Below are 22004 nucleotides of genomic sequence, written 5' to 3' on the forward strand. Positions count from 1 at the left end.
CGTGGCCCGAGCAGGCCAGGATCTACACCGGCACCAACCTGCCCCAGCCCAACGGCCGCGACTGCGTCCAGCTCGACCACATCCTGCTCAGCCCCGCGCTGGCGCCCCGGATGGTGCCGGGCTCGGCCCGCATCCACGAACCGGCCGACCCCGCGCACCCGGACAGCGACCACAAGCGCGTCAGCGTGACCATCACGGTGGAGTAAAGCGGCGGCCCGCCCTGAGGAGCGCCGGGCGGGCGCACCCGAGGACATCGCCCGCTGGTGTGAGTTCTTCGACAGCCCGGACCGGTGGCTGGTCCTCGGCGACGGTCGGTGCTCGCCGCCGGTTCGGCCGGCGGGGCGAGAAGGCCGTCGCCGGGCCAGAACGGGGCTTCGGCGGCCATGTTCGTGCTGATCGACACGGTAGTGCCAGCGACCGGGCGCCGCGGCCTCGACAGACCGGAATAGCTGGGGATCCAGCGGCTGCCCGGTGGCGCGGTCGTGCGCGACGCGGTCGCGCAGCAACCTCGGCAGCGCGCCGGGCCGCTGGACCACCCTGCTCGCTCAGCGCGAGGCCGACGAAACGGGAGACCGCGAACGTCAGGCGCTTCGGCGGTCCGAAGCCGACATCGCCGCGGTGGCCGGGCGTTGCAGGGTGCTGGTTCGGGGTAGCGCCCAGGTCACGTCACTGTGGGGATGGTCCAGCCAAACGAACTGGTTACCATCTGTGATGGTGAGCCCGAGACGGTCCCAGCCGGGGGAGCCGAGCGAGTGCCAGTGGGTGGTGATGTCGTCGAGCTGGGCCCAGAGGCGGCGTGGGCCGCCTTCGCGGACCTCGCGGGTCGCTGTGGTGGCGTTGCTGAGTTCGCACCAGGAGCCGTCGGGGCTGGTGAAGTACACATCGCCGGGGCCACCGGTGTCGGGGTCCTGGCAGTAGCCGAAGTTGAGGCGGCCCGGTTCGTGCAGGTGGATCAGGAACCACAGAACCGGGTTCTCCCACAGCCGCTCGGCGCGTGAGGTAGTGCGCGAGTGCGTGGCTGAGGCGCGGTCGCGGGGAGTGTAGCCGTGCCAGGGCTGGTCGAAGGCGGGGCTGCGCATGTGCATGAAGGTCGCCGCGCCGGTATCGAACCGTCCACGTGTCTGGTCGCCGTCGCGGGTCAGCAGCACAAGGTTGCCGGCGGCGGCGTGGATCTTGAGGTCGACGAGCAGCCGACCGCGGGGGGCGAGTTGTTCCACCCAGGCGGCGGGCACCCACGAGGTGGCGCACGTGGCCATGAAGCGGTCGTAGGGTGCGTGTGCGGGCAGGCCTTCGAAGCCGTCGCCGGTGACCAGGCGGGGATGGAGATCGAGCTGGTTCAGGTGTCGGCGTGCGGTGTCGACCAGGTCGTGGTCCACGTCGATGCTGGAGACGTTGTCGTCGCCGACCAGCCGGCTGAGCAGGGCGGCGTTCCAGCCGGTTCCCGTGCCGATCTCGAGCACGCGGTGTCCCCGGCGCACGTCCAGCTGTTCGATCATGCGGGTCATCAAACCGGGCGCGGAGGAGGACGAAGTGGGGCCGGTGGTGTCGCGGCTGCCGACGGCCACATCACCGAGCTGGGTGACCAGCGAGTGGTTGCGGTAGATCGATGTGCGCCACCGCTGGTGCGTGGCGGCGTCCCCGCACTGGACAGGAATCCATCCCTGGCGGGAGCGGACGTAGAAGCGGGGCACGAACACGTGCCGGGGTGTGGAGACGATGGCTTGCTGCACGGCAGGCGAGTGCAGTTTGCCGGTCGCGACGAGTTCGGCGCGCAACGCCTCGGCCTGCTGTGGCCAGTCATCGAAGGTAGTCATCGTCGTCCCTTCGCTAGGACCTCCGCCAGTGTTTCGACCATCGCCGCACCTGTGGAGGCCGCGAGCCAGCCGAACTGAGGCCCGGTGTTGGCTTCGAGGAAGACCCACCGGCCGTCGGGTCGCACGACGAAGTCTATCCCGGCGAGCACGAGACCGGCCTTGTCCAGATACCGGTGCACGCCCTCGGTGACGTCGGCGGGAACCTCGACAGCCCCATAGCTCAGGCCCTCGAGATCGGTACGCCAATCGATGCGGGCTGCGGGAGAGTGGGCGTGGATGGCGACGGGAAACCAGGAGTCGCCGATGACGGTGAGGCGTACTTCGAACCTTTTGCCGAGTTGTTCCTGCAGGGTGGTCGCTGTGGAGGCGACCCCGGCAAGGTCGCGCCGGTCATCGGAGGTGATGGGCCGGGTAGGCGCGGAGCGGGGCCTGTCCTCGTTGTCGGTGAAGCCGCCAGGTCCGAGCAGTTTGGTGATGGTGCCCGGCCACTGGTCGATGGCGGCCGCGGCGGTGTCCGCGTCGTTGGTGATGACGGTGTCGGCGACGTGCAGTCCGCACTCGCGCGCGATCGTCCATTGGTAGGGCTTGTAAATGGCGTCGGCGCAGCGGTTGGGGTGGTTGACCCACAGCACGTCGAGGGCGGCGAGGATGCCGCCGAGGCCTAGTTTCGCTTCCCTGAACGCGACGTCCTGCACCGACTCGGACATCGATTCCGGTAGGTGGTAGGTCGAGGGGTTGCGCCGCCAGATCGAGCGGATCTCGGCCAGGTCGACCTCGTGGTGCTCGTTCCACAGCCGTCCTCGCCACCGGCCGTCCTCGAGCCGTGCCGCGAGTTTCAGGCGGGTGGGAAAGTCGCGAAGGTCGGTGCGGAAGACTGGTACATCGGTGTCGGTGAGGTGGCTGATCACCGCGTCCACTGTGGGGTCGAAGTCCCGGGCGAGGATGAGGACCGTCATCGCGGGCTACTGCTCTTCCCAAGACCAGCTCTCGTTGTCCCCACCATCTCCGTCGGTGTGCGTGCCTTCGATGGTGGTCCAGTCTTTGGCCAGCGTGGGGCTGAGGGGCCTGCCGTGCGTGTCCACCGCGATCTGGGCGACCGGGTCGTAGCTGTGCTCTGGGCCCGGTGACAACACCATCACTGAGGCTCTGCGCAGAGCGAGGGGCAGGGCGGCCTCGTCATCGCGACACGCGCTGCGCTGCGCTGGCCGGCGGGCGCCGACTATGTCGTCCGACGCCAAGGGATCAGAGATCAGCATGCCACGTCCTCTCGTGCCTCCCAGCGACTTTCCCCTGCTGCGCTTCCGCGCAGCCGTCCTTCCGAGGGTTGAATCCGGCGAGGATCGTCACTGTGCGAGTGCGGTCTGTTGCTCAATGCTCGCCCTCACTGTAGTGGGTGGTGCCGCGTCGCCAGCGGCGCAGCGGACGACCCCGGTAGGCCGACTCTCTCGCCCAGTTCGCGGCCAGCGTCCCGCCGTAGACCTTGGTGGCGAGGTGCTCGGCGTAGTCGCCCAGGGGCGCGTTACGGGTCCGTACGACGCCGCGCTCGCGCAGCTCGGCAAGGATCGCGGCGTACCGGCCCAATAGCTCCGGAACAGACGCTCCACTCAGGTCGTCGTGTGCTGTTCCCACCCAGTTTCCTTTCCTGACAGCACCAGCGAGGACGCACGTAACGGTCGCACACCACAACCGCGCCGTCGCGCAGCGCGGGCAGGATTTCGGTGGCGAGCTGATGGTGCCGGTCGGCTGCGCACAGGCAGGCCAGCCCGGCCGCGGTCAGCGTCTCGGCGATCAGGCGGACGGCGGTGGATTTCCCGACCCCGCCCCTACTTAAGCTGCCCTGCATGCCAAACCGCGAAGAGGCCGAACGGCGGCTGGAGAAGCTGTTCATCGCCGTCACCGCTTGGGCGTCCCGAATCAGGAAGCCACCCCCGGTCGCCGCTCCAGGCAGCAGCCTCGCGGCAGACGACCAGGCGTTTCCGTGCATGCCCGCTTCGACAATCGCCTACAACGGCCTGGCGGTCGCCGTCGAGCACCTGGACTATTTCCGCACGTCGTTCCAGGCCACTGGGCACATCTATCCGGCGGCGAACTACACCGTGTTGCGGTCCGCCCTGATGGGGGCGGCACAGGCAGTCTGGGTGCTGGCGCCGCGGCCACGCCACGAACGGATCGGGCATGCTCTCGACATTGCGGTCGACAGCTATAACCAGCAGCGCAACCTCGTCGAAGCGGCCACCGGCCTGAGTGCCGACCAGCAGGTCGTCACTGACCAGGTGCTCACCACGTTGGAGACCCGCTTGGTCGAGGCAGCGGTGGTCGCAACCGCGTTGGGCAGGGATGCCACCAAGATCCGGAAGTGGAAGCTCAGCATGACCCGGGTGATCACCGATGCGGTCGGGTTGGCCAACCCGGACAACACTGCCGACGCCTCCGCGATCCGTGCTGGCACTGCCTTGCTCTGGCGCTCGCAGAGCGGCCACGCCCACGGCACGCCGGGCAGCATGCTGTCGCTGATCGACCACGGCAGCATCGTCGACGGCGGTGCCGGCACGCTCTGGGCTACTGCGAGCACCTCGCTCGAGGGGGTCGTCTCTGCCGCCGGTGGCGCCGCGCTGCTGCTCAACGAAGCCTGGAAGCTCTACGACCTGCGCTGTCAAAACCTTGGCCAGGCATGATCAGCGTAGTACGGAATAGGTTGCCGCACGCGCCGCTAGGCAGCTGCAGGGGATCGCAAGGTCCTCCGGGGGATCGAGCAGACTCTCGAACTGCAGCAATAGGCGACTACACTGCTTTGCCGTTCAGCATCCGACGCTGTCCGGCGGCAGGGACGTCACTCCCCTGCCGCCGGGCAGCGCTCAGCTGGTTTCGGCGGTGTTCTCGGTCCTCAGAAGCCGCCTTCGCGGGTGATCAGCTCGCGCAGCTTGAGCAACGCGTTTTGTTGCACGGCGCGCACATTGCCGGGCTTCAAGCCGACGGCTTCCGCGGTCTCGGCGGCGGACAGTCCGACGGCCACGCGCAGGATGACGATCTCCTGGTCGAGCCGGGGCAGCGTGTGGATCAGGCGGTTGAGCCGTTCACCAAGGTCGACTTCGCTCCCCTCCGGCTCCCCGGACTCCTTGCGGATCCGGGCGCCCGCGCGGATGGCGTCGGCGACCTTGTTCGCCGCGATCGCGTGCACCAGGTAGAGGAACGCGCCGCCTCGGTCGTGGTACTGCGGCAGCGCGTTGAGCACCGCGACGCACACCTCCTGGGAGATGTCGTCGGCCGAGAACCAGCCCAGGTCGCGGCCACCGAGCCGCGCCCGACAGTACCGCGTCACCACCGGTTTCAACGCGGCGAGCAGGGCCGACATGGCGTCTTGGTCGCCCTCTGATGCCCGGCGGACCAGCGGCTCCAGATCTTCCTTGGTCAGCCGAGGGTACGAGGATGTGGCCCGGGTGGGTGTGGTGGCCGCCGGTGGTGTGCTCGTCGCGCCGCTGCGGCGCAGCGTGTCGGCGACGTCGCGGGCCGAGGTGCGGCGGCGGATGGCTGCCGTGGTGCCCAGCGATGATTCCTCCACCAGCGTGAGGAACTTGCGCAGCGCGGTGTTGTCGTCGGCCAGCTGGGCTTCCGCTGCCCTGACCTCGTCGGGGGTGAGGTAGCCGAGCTCGCCGATTGCGCGCAGGTGCTCGCGGGCCCGCTCCAGCTGGTCAGGATGCACGGTGATGTTCATGCTGAGCCTCCTGTGCGGCGGACCTGTTTGCGCTGGCGTTCGCGGTAGAGGCGGCCTTCGAGCTGCCGTTCGGTCAGCCCGACCACCTTGGCCGCCTCGGCATGGGTTTCACCGAGGAAAGCCACCCGGGTCACCGCTTCACGTGCGGTGTCGTTCTTGATGCTGCGCAGCTTGTGCAGGGCTTCCTGCTCGGCGACGACCTGATCGGCCGGGTTGGCGGAAGACGTGCCGGAATTCTGCGAAGGCGGGGCGTCGTCTGCGGTCAGCCCGAACGGGGTGTCCACGCCTTGTTCGGCGCGCCATCTTCGGAACACGGTGGGAAAGGAACGCAAGCACGCCCCGACGAAGAAGGTGCGCAACGAGGCGCCGCCATCCGGGGACCAGGCCCCGCCGACCATGGCGAACCGGTGGAACAGGCGCAGCGCTTCGGCGACGGTCTCCGCCGCCAGTTCGAATCGGTCGTCGGCGCACTCGGCTAGGCGCCGTTTGAGCAGTTCGGTGGCCGTGACCGGGCGGCGGATGGTCGCGCAGTGCTTGAAGATCAGCGTCCGGCGAATCCAGGACCGCATGACCGGCAAGCCGTAGGCCGCCAGCTCGGCGCGGAACAGCTGGTACTCCGCGCCGGCGAACCCCTGCGCGCGCAGCCCGTTCACCAGTGCCTCGTCCGAACTCAGCCGCCAGTACAGCTCGGCCTGGTGCACCTCGTGACGTTCGTCCGCAGCGAGGTCTTCGTCCTCGTCGAGGTCGGCCAGCAGCCTGTCGACCACCGCCAGCAGCGGTGCCAGGCCGTTCCCGGGTTGCTGGCGCGCAGGCGGGGACTCCGGACCCGCACCACGCTCTGCACCGGGCACCTGGCATCTCCTTGGTTGTAGCGACGGGCCTGGGGTCAGGGAGCGTCGGCGGGCTCCGCTCGCGCTCCGACTCTGCGAAACTCCACGACCTCTTCATAGGCCGCCCCACGGCGACTACCCCACGGTTTTCTTCAAAATTTTCCGGAGCGAGATTTTCGTGGGGTGACCAGCAGGATCGTGCCTATAGACCTGGCAAAGCCAGGATCGAGGCGGCAAGGACCAGGCAGCGCGGATCAGCGTCACCGCGGGCTGCGACATCGCCGCTGGATCGCCAGAGGAGGACAGCGTGCTGCAGTGGGTTGCGACCGGATACGGAGTGCTGGTCGCGGTGCTGATCGCCGCGGCCGCCGGAGTCGCCCTCTTCGTTCCCGACACCAGCCAGCGGGAGATGGGCTTCAAAGTGCTCAAGCTGATGCTCGGCACCGCGACCGGCGCCGGCGGGACCCTCGCGCTCCTCGTGCGGGTACACGAGATCGGCCTGCTGTGAACGATCGCGGAGCGCCTCGACGCCAGCTGGCCACCACGTCCTCCGCGTGGACCGACCATTTCGCGAGGTGGTGCCCGGGCAGAGGGACCTGCTGACCGATTTCTTTCGGTGTCGTGTGTTGAACGCTGTGATCATGTCGTTGGTGAAGGCAGAGCGAGCGGCGCGGCCAGTGCCGCGCGTGGGCGTCGTCTCGGGCTCTCCCCACCAAGGCGTGATGCAGCGTTATCCCGTGCTCGGCGGATCGGGGTCCACGACGAACCCTCCCCACACCGCCGTCGACCGTGCCCGAATCTCGTCGCCGATGCCCGCAGGCCAGACCGTCTGGTCATCCCACCGCGCTCCGTTGAGTCGCGCTCTGGCCCAATCCTCGCGGCCGAGGGAGGCGCCGCTCAAGTCCGCCCCGCTGAGTTCCGCCCTGGTCAGGTTCGTCCCCCCGAGGTCGGCCTCGGTCAAATCCGCGCCGCGGAGGCGGGCATCGGTCAGATCCGCGTCGCCGAGCAGGCTTCTGGTCAGGTCCGCGCCACCAAGGTGAGCGCCGGTCAGGTTCACCTTGAGCAGCAAGACAGCAGTCAGATTTGCCTCCCCAAGTTGGGCGTCGGTCAGGTCCACGAAGGTGAGGTCGGACTCGGTCAGGTCCGCGCGCATGAGGTTGGCGCCGCTCAGGTCCGCGCGGAAGAGGTTGGCGCCGGTCAGGTCCGCACCCGACAGGTCGGCGCGGTTCACGCCGAGCCGAGTCGGGAGCCGGCCCAGGACGGTCAGTGCCGCCTGGATGTCGACGCCGAGCGGAGCCCGCTTCGCACTCAGCCGCAGCGGGTAGGCGGTACCTCGGCCCATTGGCTGCACCCGCAGCACCGATCGGCGCCGCGCGCCCGAGGACGGGCGCGTGGTTTGCCTCCCGGGCGGGCGCACCCGAGGGGTGGCGCGGGATGCGGTGCGCTCACGGACATAAGCGCTGAGCACCTCCACCACGATCGGATGGTCGCGTTTGGAGTCCACGGCCAGGCGTTCCAGGGCATAGATGCCGCCCAGACGGATGTCGAGCTTGTCGTCGCCGAGCTGGCCGACCGCCGTGGTGTAGCGGTCGGTGATCTGCCCTTGCTGGGTGAGCCGGTACGTGCGGGCGGTCAAGGCCAGGCTGCCCAGTGCGGCCATCCCGGCCAGCCCGGCGATAAGCCCGGTGCGGGTTACCGCTTCGGCGCTGGCGCGATCCTTCGGATCCGGCACGTACCCGTACAGCGCTGGCGGCACCTGCCAGACCAGCCAACCCACCCCGGCGAGCACCGCCAACCCGCCTACAACGGCCAGCGCCCACAGCCCCACCCGGCCCGCCAGCCGCGACCAGTGCAGCCACGGCGTCCACAGCGCCACCAGTCGCGCCTCTCGTCGAGCCTCTCGCCACCGTCGGTGCGCACGTGTCACCGCTGCGTCTATCACCACAGTCCAATGATCCCGGCCGTCCGATGATCGCGGCCGGGCGACCCCGACAGTTATGCCCGGACCGCCAGCCGGCGTAGCTGGCACCCGTTGTGATCGGCACCGACACATCGATCAAGGTTGTCCGCCCCGCCCGCCGGCCGTAGGACCGCAGCTCGACGGGGCACACAGGTCCGCGTACGTCATCACGTCTCCGGCCCGGTCGCGCTGTTCCGAGCCTTCGTGCGCGCGAACAGCAACTGCTCGTGGCGGACACCGCCGGGCAGCCGGTTGAGCCAGACCGCGATTTGCTGCATGGCCTGATTCCAGGTGATTCCGAGTTCGGGATGAACCTCGTTGGGCCCGAGGTTGCCGAACGCCGTGGGACCTCCTTCTCCTCCGAGTCCGTTGACGATGGCGACCTGCAGTTCCCAGGCGAGGTCTTCCTTCTGTGTGCGCGTCAGCCCGGCGGTCACTGGCCGGCCTCGCCCGCGGTCGTGCCGTGGCAGCGGGTGCCGTCACAGCCTGGCACCCGGCAGCGGACCCGCTCGTAGAGCTCGTCGGCCAGTTGCGCCAGATCCAGGCAGGGCTGGCTCCCGTCCGGCAGCGGGGCGCACACGATGTAGACCAGACCGCCGTCGTAGTTGTCCTTGCCGTACACGGCGTGGGCCACCTCGAGCGACACCGGATGCTTCATCGCGGCGGTGACGGCCTCGACCAGTGCGCCGCACCCGTCGCAGACGATCGACCGCCCGCTGAGCGTCGTCGCGATCGACATGAGCAGCCCCTCATGAGTCCTGAAAACGGTTAGAAACCCAGTTTTCGCCCGTTGAATATCGGACAGGTTTTCAGGCTCATGGTAGCCAGCGCATTCGGCTTTCCGCAACTGTCGATGTTCGAAGTTGTCTGCGGGGATGCCTGAACTCTTTTGCACGGGCTGGGTTAGTGTTCGGGCGGTGATGACCTTTGGTTCGTCAGAGCATTGAACCGGCGCTAACGTGCTCTCGGCTAGTTCCCCAAACTCGCGATCGTTTGTCATTTTGCTTTTGGTTACGTTTAATCGGGAAATCCGATCGTGTTGAGTTGCGTGCGGATCTGCGCCGCCTGCATGGGGTCGAGGTCGAGCAGAATGTCGAGGGCTTCCTGCCATTTCTCGCGGGCCTCTTGAGGGCGACCTAGGTCGTTCAGGATTACGCCGATGTGGTTGAGGTTTTCGGCGTAGTCGTGATCCAGCTGTCGGGATCGACTGCTGTCAGCGGCTTGCATCATGTAGTTGAGAGCGTCCTCGCCGTGGCCCTGCCGATGGTGGATCTTCGCGAGGGTCCTCAGGGCAAGCGCCCGTATCCCTTCCGCTCCGATGGTGCTGGCTATGTCCATGCCTTGCCGGACGTAGGCAAGTGCCTGGTCGAATTGTCCCAGTTCACTGAGCGCCCGCCCGAGGTGAATCAGGCTGATGCCTTCATTGCGCCGATGGCCAATGGTCCGGTTGATATCAATACTTTGTTGGCTGTATGCTGCCGCCTCTGCGTGGCGTCCGACCTCGTTGTAGTTATGGGCGAGGTCAATCAGGGCGGCTGCTTCTCCGAATTTATGGTCAATTTTCCGTGCGATTTTCAGCGCTTGTTCAAGGCAGATGACAGCTTCGTCGTACCGGCGAGTATGCTGATAGGACTCCTGGTACGCCTCGCCGAGGCTGAGGTATGCCCAGTGCTCACTGAGTTGGCGACCGAGATGTTGAGCGGCGGAGGCGCCCAGTTGGTGGACCATGATCCTGTCGGCAAGGTGGCGGTGCTCCCCCAGATAGCAGTCGACGGCCTGCGGTAGCTGGCAGCCGACTGCGTGCTGGTCGACTGCGGGTGCGTGGCGGATGAGGGCCAGCAGGTTGGCGTGTTCGGCGGCGAACCACCGATGCGCCTGATCGCGGTCGCTGAAGGTGAGGGGGCGGCAACTGGCTGGGCGTGGGTCGATGGGGATGTTGGGATGTTGCGGATAGTAGGCGAACAGGGCGGCGTGGGCGGTGTGCAGATACCACTGGTACAGGCGCCCGGTAGCGGAATCGCGCGACTGTCCCGGCTCGTTGGCTGCCGCTTGTTCGGCGGCGTAGTCCCGGAGCAGGTCATGGAAGTGGTAGCGGTCCGGTTCGGTCTCGGCGAGCAGGTGCCCGCCGACCAGGTTGTCCAGCAACCGCCGGGTGTCGTTGGTGGTGCTGTCGGTAAGCGCGGCGGCGGCGTCGAGGCTGATGGTGGGACCGGGGTGCAGGCCCAGCTGCCGGAACATCCGCGCGGTGTCACGGGAAAGCGCGTGGTAGGACCAGGAGAACACGGTGCGCACCGCGGTGCTCTCGTCGTCGTCGGCCGCGAGCACATCCAGCCGCTGACGTTCGTCAGCTAGTTCGTGCACGAGTTCGGCGACGGTGTTGCGTGGGCGGCTGGCAACACGTTCGGCGGCGATCCGCAACGCCAACGGGAGGTAGGCGCACCGGTGAGCGAGCTCGGCGACTGCTACCGGTTCCTGGTCGATCCGGTCCTGTCCGATGATGCCCCGCAGCAGCCTGTTCGCTTCGTCGGGGGTGAGTAGGTCGAGGCTGATCCGGTGCGCGCCGTCACGGGCGACCAGGCCGGAGAGGCGACTGCGGCTGGTGACCACGACCAGGCAGCGGGGTTCGTTGGGCAGCAAGGGACGGATCTGGTCGGGCGTGGCGGCGTTGTCCAGGAGCACCAGCATCCGGCGCTCGGCCAGAAAGGATCGGTAGACGCTGGCCTTGGCATCGGCGTCCTGGGGGATGCGTTCGGCGGGCAGCCCAAGTGCACGAAGGAATGCGTCCAGCACGTGGTCGGCGCTCAGCGGCGGGCTGGCGTCGTAACCGCGGAGATTGACATACAACTGTCCGTCAGGGAAGCGATCTCGTACTCGGTGAGCCCAGTGCACAGCCAGCGAGGTCTTGCCGATCCCAGGTGCGCCGGCGATCGCGGAAATCAGCACCGTCGACGACCGCGCCGATCCAGCGTTGCCCAGTAAGGTATCGAGTTTGCTCAATTCGGCGGCGCGACCGGTGAAGTGCGTGCCTTCTCGTGGCAGCTGTCGAGGTGGTGGAACACTCGCCACAGGTCCGCCGTGCACGTGTACGTCACCGGCCACATGGCCGACCCGGAGAACTTGATCTGTCCTGCCAGCCGCGGCGTTGACAACCCCTCCGGGTGCTGTGCTCTTCTCGTGGTCCACGATCGCCGCCTCCTCTGGCCGATCACAGAATCAGTCGTGCTGGTGCTGCGGACACCGCGTTGGTCGCCCGGTCCGCGTAGATCCGGTATGCCTTGCGCTCGGCCGGAGATGCACTATGGCACCTGGTCGACGACCGCAGCTTCGTCGCCCTGCTCGACAACTGTGGGGCAGCGCGGCGGCGGCGACCTGAAACCGCAACCGCGCCGCCGTCGGCTCCTGGCTGATTTGGTGCGCGGCCAAGAAGCCCTGGACCGGGCCGACGGTGCCCGCAGCCGCCGAACGGCGACGCGAGCAAGGCCCGTTTCTGCGGCCGAGCCGTGTTGAGCGCCTTCCAACACACGAAATAGAGTTATTTCGCGTGCGTCCCGGAGATGACTTCGCCGATTCGTTGCACAGAAGGCGTGTTCGCCTCCATGTAAGCACTGTGTCCACTGGTGCCGGGTTGGAACACAGTGGCACCAAAACTTGGTTGATCAGGGTTTTTACCGAGTATAATGTCAGGAGCAGGGTTGAGACTCTCCATAGACTGTATCACCTGACCGATTTCGTTCCCCCATCCTGTGCCCGCCCACTGCCCGATGGGATCATCGGGAGCGAGCCCGACATGCACGTGGCCACCTTCGCTTCCATGGCCAACACCAGTGATGTTGAGGTCATGGACATGTTCGACACCGACGCCGGGGCTGCCTACGAATACCAGCTGGTCAGCGTCGATTCCTAGGTCTCGAGAGGTGACGCCAACGACGGTACTGCCGTAGCTGTGCCCGATGACGGTATTGCGAGACGGCTCGCCTTCGTGAGTGACGCGCAAGTCTTCCTGGAACTGATGCAAGGCATCCTTCGCCCGGTCCGCGTTTACTTCTAACATTGGTGTGTCTCTTGGATTGATCTTTGCAAACTCCGGAGCGTCATAGTCGAGCCACATGATAACGGCGGTCGACTTCTCTGGGGCGGCCGCTTTTGCAGCGTTGGCCATGTTTTCAGCTCGGTCGATGTTGCCGATCAACCCGTCGTTGACTCCAGATGTTGTACCGGGGACAAAGGTCGCCACGTTGGACGCGGTGTCGGGGTTGCCGACCGACACAATGACACGCCCATTTTTCGCATCCGAGTCAATATCGAGCAGAAAGATGCGGTTATCGGGAGACGCACCAGCGTTCGCGGCCGAAGAGTTGATCTGGGAGCGCAATACCTCGAGCGCCGCGAGGCGTTCTTCAGCCTCACCCAGCTCGTCGCTCACTACTACCAAGTAGTCACTGTGGGTGTTGTCCCTGACCTTCTGCTTAAGCGTCTCCACCTTGGCCTTCAGGCGATCGATATAGCCCTCCAGGAGGACACAGTTGGCCGCGTCGCGAAACCTCGTGGGCACGCCACTGCGGGAACCGATCAGTTCAGGGCGGTTGAGGGCGAAGGCCCACTGCGCGCTAGTGCTCAGCGCGGACCACCAGGCGGCGTTGCGGGAAGCTGAGGTGTCTGGGGGTGGCATCAGCGGGGTAAGGGTGCCAAGGGCGTCACCGGCCAGTCCGGCGGCGGCGAGGTTGGTGGCCCCGCCGCCCGCGGACGAGGTGTAGGTGTTGTTGGCGATCAAACGGTTGAGTACGGCGACGTAGTCATCGGAGAGATCGCCTGCGGCGGCCATGGTCGCACCGACGCGTTCGGCGATCTCGGCGGCCCGGGTTCGACGTTCGTCGGGATCGGCGGGGATGGAGCCGGCCAGGGCGGCGTTGTCGATGACGTTGCCGTCGTCGGCGATGCGGAAGGCGTGGCGGCGCGCGAGTTCGTCTGCTTCGGCGACCCCGTTGCGGATGCCCTCGATCGAGTCAGCGGTCTCCCCGGTCACGCGGCGCAGGCCGCTCAGGTCCGCGGCATACTCCTCGAGGACGCGGCCGATCTCCTTGGCTTGAGCTTCGGCCAGTTCGGCCGACGGGCCGGTCCAGCCTTCGGGCTTGGCCAACTTGGCTACGCTGGCTTCGAAGTCGATGAGGCTGTTGTAGGCGGCATTGAGGTCGTCCACGGCTGTGTGCAGCGGCTCGGGATTCCAGCGCTGGAGTTCACCCCAGGTAGGCATCAGCGAGGTCCTTCGGTGTCGGGCTGGTGCACCACGATTCCGCGAAGCTCGGCCACGACGGCGTCTTCACGGTCGCGGTACATCGCGGCTGCGGCAAGCAGGTTGCTGGCGTGGTCCTGGAGTTTTTGCGAGCAAGCCTGTTCGGCGGCCTGCCAGCTGGAGCGCAGTTCTTCAAGCTTGGCCACCGCTGGACTCCCTGGCATGGCAGCGGTTCCGTCCGGGACGCGGCCGGAGCTGTTGAGGCTGGTGATCACCTCGGAGACTTCCTGGGCTGCTTCTCCCGCCTTGGTGATCGTGTCGATCTGAGCGTCGTAGCCGGCCACGTTCCCCTCCTTGGACCCGTGTTCGATCGGCTACCCTACGCGACTAGTTTCGCCTAGAGAAGATGATGGACGCCTTCCAAAGATTTTTCTCAGCAAAAGCCGTAGGACTGCTCAGCGCGCGTAAGTAGTCCTACTCAGGCATCCCGAAAGCCCGCCACCGTCGCCTTCTGCTTCCGAGGCAACCGAACGGCCTGTGCTTCAAGGACTCCCCGTCCCGTGGGTAACACCTGTCATCGGTCACCGGGTCGCCTGGGTCGCGCTTAACCAGGCGCGATCAAGCCAGTCCGAGCGGAACTGGCGGTGCCAGGTCTGCGGGCAGTCCCACACCGGGTCGGCCTGGATCGCTGTCGCGGCTGGAGAGGTCGCCGCGGGCGGCGCGCTACATGCTCGATGCCTGGCGATGGCCAGGAGATTCTGCCCTGAGCTGCGACACGACCCGTCATTCGTCTTCCTGGAAGTACGACGCGACGTCCAGCCGTACACGTGGGACAGCGCGCTCAAGCGGATGTCGAAATACGAGGACCTTCATGGGCAACTGCCCGACGTGCTGCCGCTCAAACAGCAGCCCTGGGACTAGAGACGGTTGGGAGGGCAATTGGACACGGTTTGTACCGTGCCGGTCGTGCTTGCACCGCTCCCGCCAAACGGGCCGACAGAATCCACCGCCTCGCGCTGATGGTGCAACGAACGACGGCGGCCGCTTACCGAACACGTCGAACTTCCGCTGCGTGCGCTCGCCGGCGCGCAGGCCCGCACGGTTCCCCGCGCGTCAGGCCCCGGTGGATCGCCCGCTGGACCGTCACCAAGCTCGGCGCCGCCGCGCCCCGCTGCGCCAGCAGTTCCCGGTGCAATGCCGCAGCGTTCCCTCGGCAATACGCCAGCCGAACCCGGAGCCGGTCATCAATCTCGAACCGCGGCCGCGACCCGGCAGCCGATGCCGAGCGCCCGCGCGCGACCCACGCCGCACCGCCCGCGTCGACGTCCCCGCGGCCTTGGTCCTGACTGCGAAGACCCGTATTCGGCGGCTCGACAACTAGGGGTACTTAGTCCGCATCCACGACGCTACGCCAATGCGCGAGGTTGTTGCGGGTGGTGAGGGTGTGGGGGTGGTCGGGTCCGAGGACCCGCAGTCGGTCGGTGAGCAACTGCTCGTAGTCGGCCACTGCCCTCGCCGGGTCCCCGGCTTCCCCGCGCCAGGATGCGAGGTTGCCACGGTTGGTGAGGGTATCGGGGTGGTCCGGTCCGAGGACCCGCACCTGGTCGGTGAGCAGTTGCTCGGTTTCGATGGCAGCTCCCGCCGGGTCCCCGGCCCGCCCGCGCCACAGGGCGAGGTTGCCGCGGCTGATGAGAGTTACGGGGTGGTCGGGTCCGAGGACCCGCACCTGGTCGGTGAGCAGTTGCTCGGTTTCGGCGGCAGCTCTCGCCGGGTCCCCGGCTTCCCCGCGCCAGAAGGCGAGGTTGCCACGGGCGATGAGGGTCTCGAGGTGGTCCGGTCCGAGGACCCGCAACCGCTCGGTGAGTAACTGCTTGTACGCGGTGGCTGCCCCGGCCGGGTCCCCGGCTTCCCCGCGCCAGAAGGCGAGGTTGCCACGGGCCCTGAGAGTGAGGGGGTGGTCGGGTCCGAGGATGCGCTCCTGGTCAGTGAGTAACTGCTTGTACGCGGTGGCTGCACCTGCCGGGTCCCCGGCCTTTCCCCGCCAGGATGCGAGATTGCTGCGGGTGTTAAGAGTGAGGGGGTGGTCGGGTCCGAGGACCCGCACCTGGTCGGTGAGCAGTTGCTCGGTTTCGATGGCTGCACCTGCCGGGTCCCCCGCCTTCCCGCGCCACCGGGCGAGGTTGTTGCGGGTGATGAGTACGTCGGGGTGGTCGGGTCCGAGGATCCGCACCTCATGGATGAGCAGTTGCTCGGTTTCGGCGGCAGCTCCCGCCGGATCCCCGGCTTCCCCGCGCCAGGATGCGAGGTTGCTGCGGGTGGTGAGGGTGTCAGAGTGATCGGGCCCTAGCAGGGTGGATGCCCGGTGATATAAGCGCTTTGTGACTGTGATGGCCCCGTGCAGCAGCCCGGCCTCACCGAGGCTGCGTGCGAGGCGAAACAGAACCCGGTGCCCGCCGGGCTGCCAAAGGTGGTCCTCGGCGGTGCCCTGCAGCGTGCCGGTGTTCGAGCGCAGCGCCTGCACGAGTTCCTGATCGGACTCGACGTGGGGCCACGCGTCCAGGAGCGCGTTTGCGACGGCTCGGGCGAGCTCGCCAACGGTGTCGACGGGCAGGAGGTCGCGGACGGCGCGCTGGACTAGGGCGTGTACGCGGACGGCACGATCGGGCTGGGCGGGGTCGAGGGTGAGCAGGCTGAACCTGCTCAGGGCCTCCAGCCCGCCCAGCACATCGTCGGCGGTGACGTCGCGTGCCAGCCGGGTGGTGAGGTAGTGCGCGGCGACGTCGGTGGTGAAGACCGCGGTCGGGATGCCGGCTGGGTCCAGCAGCGACGCGAACTCGAGTATCGGCCGGGCGAGGCCGGCGGGGTCGAGCTGGTCGGCGGCCTCGATCGACAACGACCACGTGGCAGCCACGGTTTGTTCATGTTCGTCGGGCAGGTCCTGCTCGGTCGGGAGCACGTCCCGGAGCGTGCTTCGCCGGCCGGTCAGCCGTGCACGGTAGTCCGCGCAGGTGAGCAAGGGTTTGTTGATCAGGTAGGCGGCAGCCTGGGCCAGCGCCAGCGGTAAACACCCCAGATCCTCGGCGAGACCGGCAAGGTCCGCGTGGCCGGCGTGGGCGTGGCCGGGAAGTTTGTCGGTGAGGTAGGCCAGGGCTTCGGCGGGGGTGAACAGGTCAACGTCGAGGACTTGCCGCCGGTCGCCGTGTAACGCGGCGTCGCGGCAGCGGGTGGTCACCACCACCTGCCCGGCCGCCGAGTGCGGTGGCCACAACCCGACCAGATCGGAGGGGGCCTGCACGTCGTCGAGGACGACCAGCCACCGGTCGGGGGTTTCGGCCAGCCATTCCAGCAGCCGCCGACACGCCCGCTCGGGTGCGGCGGGGTCCTTGCCGAGCAACTCGACGGCAACGTCGGCGTAGCCGGCGGTGATAGCCTCACGGGTGCGGGCGGAAATCCACACCAGCAGTTCCACCTCGTGGTTGTCCCACATGGTGTGGGCGTGATCGGCGGCCAGCTGGGTCTTGCCCACCCCGCCCAGCCCCGTCAGCACACTGGCCGGGGTCGTGGGCGCGGCGCCGGTGAGCACCGCGGTACCCCCGCCCTCGACCGAGCGGGTCAGCGCCGCCGTGACCGCGCGATGCTGGAACGCGCCCGCCCGGGGCGGTACCGATCCGATCCGGCGTCGCTGCCGCAGCACCGCAGGGGCGGCGTTGTCATCGGCAGGCGGACGCGAATCACGAGGTGACCCCTGATCGAGGGCGACGATCAGAACTTCGTGTCGATATTTCCACTGCTGGAGCAGCACGTCCTCCGGCGGCATCGTCACCTGGTTGGCGCGACCGATCTGCACGCATGCCGTCACGAACGCCGCGATCCGCTCCCACGGCGGAACCCGTACGAACTCCCCGGCCAGCAACGTCGAGACGGTCGACCGCTTGAGCGAGCCCGGGTTCTGCTCGCACAGCGCGGCCAGCGTCGGCCCACCAGCCAGCACACGCAACTGCTCGAGCTCGTCGACGAACCGAGCCCGCGGATTCAGCTCCACCCGTGCCGTCCCCCTCCCGGGAGCTTGTCCAGGATTGACCAGCTCACGACTCAGGAAAAGTACCCTGACCAGCGAACATACCGTGGGATGTCCCGTCTTAACCCGGAACGCCCACCCGATCAGTCCAGCAGCCCATCGTGGTCACCAGCAGGCCTGCCCCGCACACCACCCACTCGACCACGAAGGAGCACACCATGCCCCGCATCCGCCACCACCGACCTCGCCCGCTCATCCGCACCGTCCTCGGCGGAATCGTCTCCGGGATCACCCGCACCCTGCTCGACTGGCTCCTGCGCACCTTCCACCTCTAACCGGTAAACGACGCGGCCGGCCGCTCTCCCGTTACGGAGACGGCCGGCCGCGACCACCAGCTCGCGCACCGCGCGGCCGACCGGATCAGCACGCGACGACCCGGTGCTCGACATCCTCGAAAGGACGCGAGCACCACAACCGCGAGCTGGGGATCCAGCGGCTGCCCGGTGGCGCGGTCGTTCTCGACGCGGTCGCGCAGCAACCTCGGCAGCGCGCCGGGCCGCAGCAGCAGCTGCAGGCGCACGTCGGTGGCGACCACGCGCAGCGCCGTGACTTCCTGCTTCTCGTCCAGGACGGTCAGCGGTCCCGGTCCGGTCCTGCGCCGGCGCGGGTGAGCAGCTTGTCGAGCGTGCGCGCGATCGCGGTTTCGTCGACCGGTTGGCCGGTGCTCGCGGTGGCCTGGCGGGCGTGGCGCCAGGTGAAGTCGGCGAACGGCGCCGACACCATCGCCTGATGCGTCCACGCCGCGCGTACGAACCCGCCGTCGGGGTCGGGGTGGTTGCGTACCCAGACCTGGCTCAGGTCGTCGGGATCGAACCGCACCTCCCACTTCCCGGCCTGCGCAGTGACGCCGGAATCCTGGGCGCCGCAACGGGTTCAGCGCGGCGCTGTCGTAGGTGCGGCGGTCGATCCAGACGCCGTAGTCGTTGGTCGTGCTCCAGATCGCGGCGCGTGCAGCAGTTCCAGGTAGTCCTCCCCGGTCAGCATCATCGGCACGTACCCGGCGGCCGCGACGAGCGCGGCCTACATCTCGTTGGACGACAACGTTCCTCCGGTGCCCGACCGACTAGACCGGCGTGTGGACGAGCCTGCCACCCGGCGACGATCCACTCCTCCAGCGGTTCCGCGGCTGCGCGAGCGACCAGCAGGCCTCGGCGTCGAAGTCGCGGTGGCTAGGTGTGCGGCCGGTGTCGCCGGCGACGTGTTGGCAGAACAGGGTGTTCACCGACTGTAGGCACGTCGTCGAGCAGCTGGCTGGCCAGCACGGTGCGGCATCCGGATAGGCGAATCCTGCGCCCGGACTTCGTGTCGGCCAGCGGTGCGGGTGTCGCCTGGTCGGGTGAGTTGTGCGGCCGATCAGGCGACGGGTGTGCCAAATGGCGTGGAGGCCGTCCGCCTCGGTCGGTAGAACCATGGTTTATCGGCGCACCACGTGGTTCTGCCCTTCGGGAGGTCGGGTATGGCGATTCCGGGTCGGCCCGCGGTGCACCGCACGATGGTCCTGGTCGACGTGGAGGGCTTCGGCGCCCCCACGAGGACGCTGCCCCACCAGCTCGGCACCCGCGCGGGCCTGTACGGGGTGGTGGGTGAGGCGTTGGCGGCGGCAGGGGTGCAGTGGGAGGCCTGTCACCACGAGGATCGCGGCGACAGTGTGTTCGTGCTAGTTCCGCCGGAGTACCCGAAAGCGCCGTTGGTGGAGGTGCTGCCCGGAGCGTTGGTCCGAGCGGTGCGCAGGCACAACACCACCAGCTCCGGGGCGGCGCGGGTGCGGCTGCGGTTGGCGGTACACGCCGGGGAGGTCGCTTTCGACGACCACGGCGTCACCTCCACCGCGCTGACCACCGGGTTCCGACTACTCGACGCGCCGGCGGTGAAGAGGGGTTTGAGGAACATCGGTGTCAGATCGTGCGCTAAGCCTTCGTTGTTCAGCCGGTCCGCGTAGATCCGGTACGCCTTGCGCTCGGCTGGAGATGCGCTGTCGGCGCCGAGTTCGGCGGCCGCGGTGAGCAGTGCGTGGTGGATGTCGGGCGGTGCGGTGACGTGCAGGCTGTAGCCCTGGTCGCGGCGGACTTCGCGGCCCTGTCGTAGGGCGTGGCGTTCGGCGTCGTCCAGGTCGTCGCGTTCGTTCAGGTGGCGGGCGATCTTACCGGGGATCTCGATGCGCACCGGCTGCGGTTCGTCGGCGGCGGGAGTCGGCTGTTCGGGTCGGCCGGGGATCAGGTCGGCCACGGCGGTGCGGATGGCGACCCGGCTGACCTGGTGCTGGCGGGCCAGTGCGGCGATGCTGGCGCCGTCGCGGAAGGCTTGCCGCACCTTTGCTTCGACGCCGAGCTGGGCCAGGCGTGGCCGGCGACCGGAGCGGGCGCCTTGTGCCCAGGCAGCGGCCAGGCCGCCGCGGGTGAGTTCGTTTTGCAGGTCGCGCTGGAACTGGCCGACCGAGACCAGGACGTTGACCAACATGGTGGTGGTCGCGTCGGTGGCGGCCAGGTCGACGATGCCCGACAGCGCGCCGGAGAGCACCCGCAGCTTCACGTCGTGGGCCTGGCACCAGGTGCGGACCGCGAGGATGTCGGCCAGGTCGCGGCAGAGCCGGTAGAGCTCGGAGACGATGAGCGTGTCGTCGAGCCGGGCGAAGGCGGCCAGTTCCTTGAAGCCGTCGCGCTCCAGTGCGGGGATCTTCGAGCAGGTGGCCGGGTCGGAGAAGAACCGCACGCCGTCGGCGCCCTCGATCAGCCCGGCTTCGGCGAGTACGTGGGTCTGCCGTTGGGTGCTCTGCTCGTCGGTGGAGACCCGGGTGTAGACCAGGCGCGCCATGAGCTGAGGGTTCCTTTCGCTGCGGACCGGGGCCGGGGCGCCTACTGGGCGCTCCACGTTGCGGCGGGGAGCAAGGTGTCAGCCGTCTGGTGTGAGGGGGAGCTGGAGGACAACGTCATCGACTGCTCCTTGCCGGTGCCGAGGTCCTTGGCGGAGACGGTGACGATGCCGTTGGCGTCGATGTTGAAGGTGACCTCGATCTGCGGCACGCCGCACGGTACGAGTGGGAGGCCGGTTAGCTCGAGGGTGGCCAGCTTCTTGTTGTACGCCGCGATCTCGCGCTCGCCCTGGTAGATCTGGATCTGCACCGACGGCTGGTTGTCCTCGGCCGTGGTGAACACCTCCGACCGCGTGGTGGGGATCGTGGTGTTCCGCTCGATGAGCTTGGCGAAGATGCCGCCCTTGGTCTCGATGCCCAGCGACAGCGGGGTCACCTCGAGCAGCAGGACGTCCTTGATCTCACCCGTGAGCACGCCGGCCTGCACGGCGGCGCCGATGGCCACGACCTCCTCCGAGTTGGCGATCTTGTTGGGTTCCTTGCCGCCGGTCAGCTCCTGGACCAGGTCGGTGACGGCGGGCATGCGGGTCGAGCCGCCGAGAAGGACCACGTGGTCGATGGCGGCCACCGTGATGCCGGCGTCCTTGATGACCTGGTGGAACGGGCCCTTGGTCCGCTCGAGCAGGTCGGCGGTCAGCCGCTGGAACTCGGCCCTGGTCAGCTTCTCGTCGAGGTGCAGCGGGCCCGTGCCGGAGGCGGTGAGGCCGGGCAGGTTAATGTTGGTCTCGGACTGGCTGGACAGCTCAATCTTGGCCTTCTCAGCCGCTTCGCGCAGACGCTGGAGCGTCACCCTGTCCTTGGCCAGGTCGATACCGTGCGCGTTGTGGAAGCGCTTGACGAGCTCGTCGACGACGCGCTGGTCCCAGTCGTCACCGCCTAGGTGGGTGTCTCCAGCCGTGGCCCGCACCTCGACCACACCGTCGACGATCTCCACCAGGGAGACGTCGAGGCTGCCACCGCCCAGGTCGAAGACGAGGAGGGTCTCCTCCTCCGTGCCCAGGCCGTGGGCCACTGCGGCGGAGTCGGGTGCGGCGATGGTCCGCAGCACGGTGAGTCCCGCGATCGCGCCGGCCTCCTTGATGGCCTGCCGCTGCGCAGCGTTGAAGTAGGCGGGCACGGTGATCACGGTGTCGGTGACCCGCTCGCCCAAGTATGCCTGCGCGTCCTGCTTGAGCTTCTGCAGGACGAAGGCGCTGATCTGCTGCGGCGTGAACTTCTTGCCGTCGATCTCGATGGTCCAGTCGGTGCCGATGTGGCGCTTGACTGAGCGGATCGTCCGCTCGACGTTGGTGGCCGCCTGCCGCGTGGCGAGCTCGCCGACCAGGACCTCGCCGTTCTTGGCGAAGGCGACCACGGACGGTGTGTTCCGGGAGCCCTGCGCGTTGGCGATGACGGTGGGCTCACTGCCCTCGAGGATCGAGACGACGGAGTTGGACGTGCCGAGGTCAATCCCTATCGCTCGGTTTCCGGCTGGGCTGTGGGACCGGGCCGTTCGCAGGGCATGGGCGATC

General features: G+C 67.8%; 19 protein-coding genes and 1 pseudogene. 2 read left to right on the plus strand and 18 right to left on the minus strand.

Translation table 11 applies throughout. From position 1 onward, the window contains the following. Positions 1-22: 22 nt before the first annotated feature. The 5 genes from JYK18_RS34290 to JYK18_RS34310 all read right to left on the minus strand — a co-directional run bounded on the left by JYK18_RS34290 (position 23) and on the right by JYK18_RS34310 (position 3443). The gene (locus JYK18_RS34290; protein WP_206807542.1) at positions 23-193 is read right to left on the minus strand and encodes a hypothetical protein; all 171 of its coding nucleotides are present in this window, start codon (positions 191-193) and stop codon (positions 23-25) included. A 388-nt stretch (positions 194-581) separates the two neighbouring features. After that, positions 582-1775 (minus strand): methyltransferase domain-containing protein, encoded by a 1194-nt coding sequence (locus JYK18_RS34295; protein ID WP_206807543.1) that lies wholly within the window; start codon positions 1773-1775, stop codon positions 582-584. A 35-nt stretch (positions 1776-1810) separates the two neighbouring features. Then, positions 1811-2770, minus strand: a complete 960-nt coding sequence (locus tag JYK18_RS34300; RefSeq protein ID WP_206807544.1) for an MvdC/MvdD family ATP grasp protein — start codon at positions 2768-2770, stop codon at positions 1811-1813. Between the two features lie 6 nt (positions 2771-2776). Further along, entirely contained in the window at positions 2777-3070 is a 294-nt protein-coding gene (tgmA, locus tag JYK18_RS47720) for a putative ATP-grasp-modified RiPP (protein ID WP_277992312.1), read from the minus strand. 112 nt (positions 3071-3182) lie between these two features. Beyond that, positions 3183-3443, minus strand: coding sequence for a hypothetical protein (locus tag JYK18_RS34310; RefSeq protein WP_206808346.1), 261 nt, complete (start codon positions 3441-3443; stop codon positions 3183-3185). A 212-nt stretch (positions 3444-3655) separates the two neighbouring features. On the opposite strand from JYK18_RS34310, the gene JYK18_RS34320 reads away from it, so the two are divergent. Continuing rightward, complete coding sequence (locus tag JYK18_RS34320; RefSeq protein WP_206807546.1) at positions 3656-4489, plus strand: hypothetical protein; 834 nt, start codon at positions 3656-3658, stop codon at positions 4487-4489. Between the two features lie 209 nt (positions 4490-4698). On the opposite strand, the gene JYK18_RS47110 is transcribed toward JYK18_RS34320, so the two are convergent. Then, positions 4699-5226: a sigma-70 family RNA polymerase sigma factor gene (locus JYK18_RS47110; protein WP_242583698.1), complete on the minus strand. Its 528-nt coding sequence runs from the start codon at positions 5224-5226 to the stop codon at positions 4699-4701. 296 nt (positions 5227-5522) lie between these two features. Then, complete coding sequence (locus JYK18_RS34330; RefSeq protein WP_206807548.1) at positions 5523-6377, minus strand: hypothetical protein; 855 nt, start codon at positions 6375-6377, stop codon at positions 5523-5525. 286 nt (positions 6378-6663) lie between these two features. Between JYK18_RS34330 and JYK18_RS34335 the strand changes: the two genes are divergently transcribed. Then, the gene (locus JYK18_RS34335) at positions 6664-6864 is read left to right on the plus strand and encodes a hypothetical protein (RefSeq protein WP_206807549.1); all 201 of its coding nucleotides are present in this window, start codon (positions 6664-6666) and stop codon (positions 6862-6864) included. Positions 6865-7086: 222 nt separating this feature from the next. On the opposite strand, the gene JYK18_RS34340 is transcribed toward JYK18_RS34335, so the two are convergent. From JYK18_RS34340 to dnaK, 11 genes and pseudogenes are all read right to left on the minus strand, one after another. Further along, entirely contained in the window at positions 7087-8232 is a 1146-nt protein-coding gene (locus JYK18_RS34340) for a pentapeptide repeat-containing protein (RefSeq protein ID WP_206807550.1), read from the minus strand. Positions 8233-8483: 251 nt separating this feature from the next. Then, positions 8484-8753 carry a hypothetical protein gene (locus tag JYK18_RS34345; RefSeq protein WP_206807551.1) on the minus strand — a complete coding sequence of 90 codons (270 nt, stop codon included), beginning with the start codon at positions 8751-8753 and terminating at the stop codon, positions 8484-8486. After that, positions 8750-9055, minus strand: coding sequence for a hypothetical protein (locus JYK18_RS34350; RefSeq protein WP_206807552.1), 306 nt, complete (start codon positions 9053-9055; stop codon positions 8750-8752). Before JYK18_RS34350 ends, JYK18_RS34345 begins: the two co-directional genes overlap by 4 nt. Positions 9056-9333: 278 nt before the next feature. After that, on the minus strand, positions 9334-11499 hold the full coding sequence (locus JYK18_RS34355; RefSeq protein ID WP_206807553.1) for a tetratricopeptide repeat protein: 2166 nt from the start codon (positions 11497-11499) through the stop codon (positions 9334-9336). A gap of 349 nt (positions 11500-11848) precedes the next feature. After that, entirely contained in the window at positions 11849-13567 is a 1719-nt protein-coding gene (locus JYK18_RS34360) for an alpha/beta hydrolase (RefSeq protein ID WP_206807554.1), read from the minus strand. Beyond that, positions 13567-13890, minus strand: a complete 324-nt coding sequence (locus JYK18_RS34365) for a hypothetical protein (RefSeq protein WP_206807555.1) — start codon at positions 13888-13890, stop codon at positions 13567-13569. The genes JYK18_RS34360 and JYK18_RS34365 overlap by 1 nt, the downstream gene beginning before the upstream one ends. A gap of 1043 nt (positions 13891-14933) precedes the next feature. Beyond that, entirely contained in the window at positions 14934-17588 is a 2655-nt protein-coding gene (fxsT, locus tag JYK18_RS34370; protein ID WP_206807556.1) for an FxSxx-COOH system tetratricopeptide repeat protein, read from the minus strand. 307 nt (positions 17589-17895) lie between these two features. Then, positions 17896-18159, minus strand: a complete 264-nt coding sequence (locus JYK18_RS34375) for a hypothetical protein (RefSeq protein WP_206807557.1) — start codon at positions 18157-18159, stop codon at positions 17896-17898. 38 nt (positions 18160-18197) lie between these two features. Then, entirely contained in the window at positions 18198-18443 is a 246-nt protein-coding gene (locus JYK18_RS34380) for a hypothetical protein (protein ID WP_206807558.1), read from the minus strand. 804 nt (positions 18444-19247) lie between these two features. Beyond that, positions 19248-20435, minus strand: a complete 1188-nt coding sequence (locus tag JYK18_RS34385; RefSeq protein ID WP_206807559.1) for a recombinase family protein — start codon at positions 20433-20435, stop codon at positions 19248-19250. A gap of 98 nt (positions 20436-20533) precedes the next feature. Beyond that, positions 20534-21991 (minus strand): annotated as a pseudogene (gene dnaK / locus JYK18_RS47115) (molecular chaperone DnaK); the annotation flags it as partial. Between the last annotated feature and the right edge of the window lie 13 nt (positions 21992-22004).

The sequence above is a fragment of the Amycolatopsis sp. 195334CR genome, from assembly GCF_017309385.1.
Taxonomy (GTDB): Bacteria; Actinomycetota; Actinomycetes; order Mycobacteriales; family Pseudonocardiaceae; genus Amycolatopsis.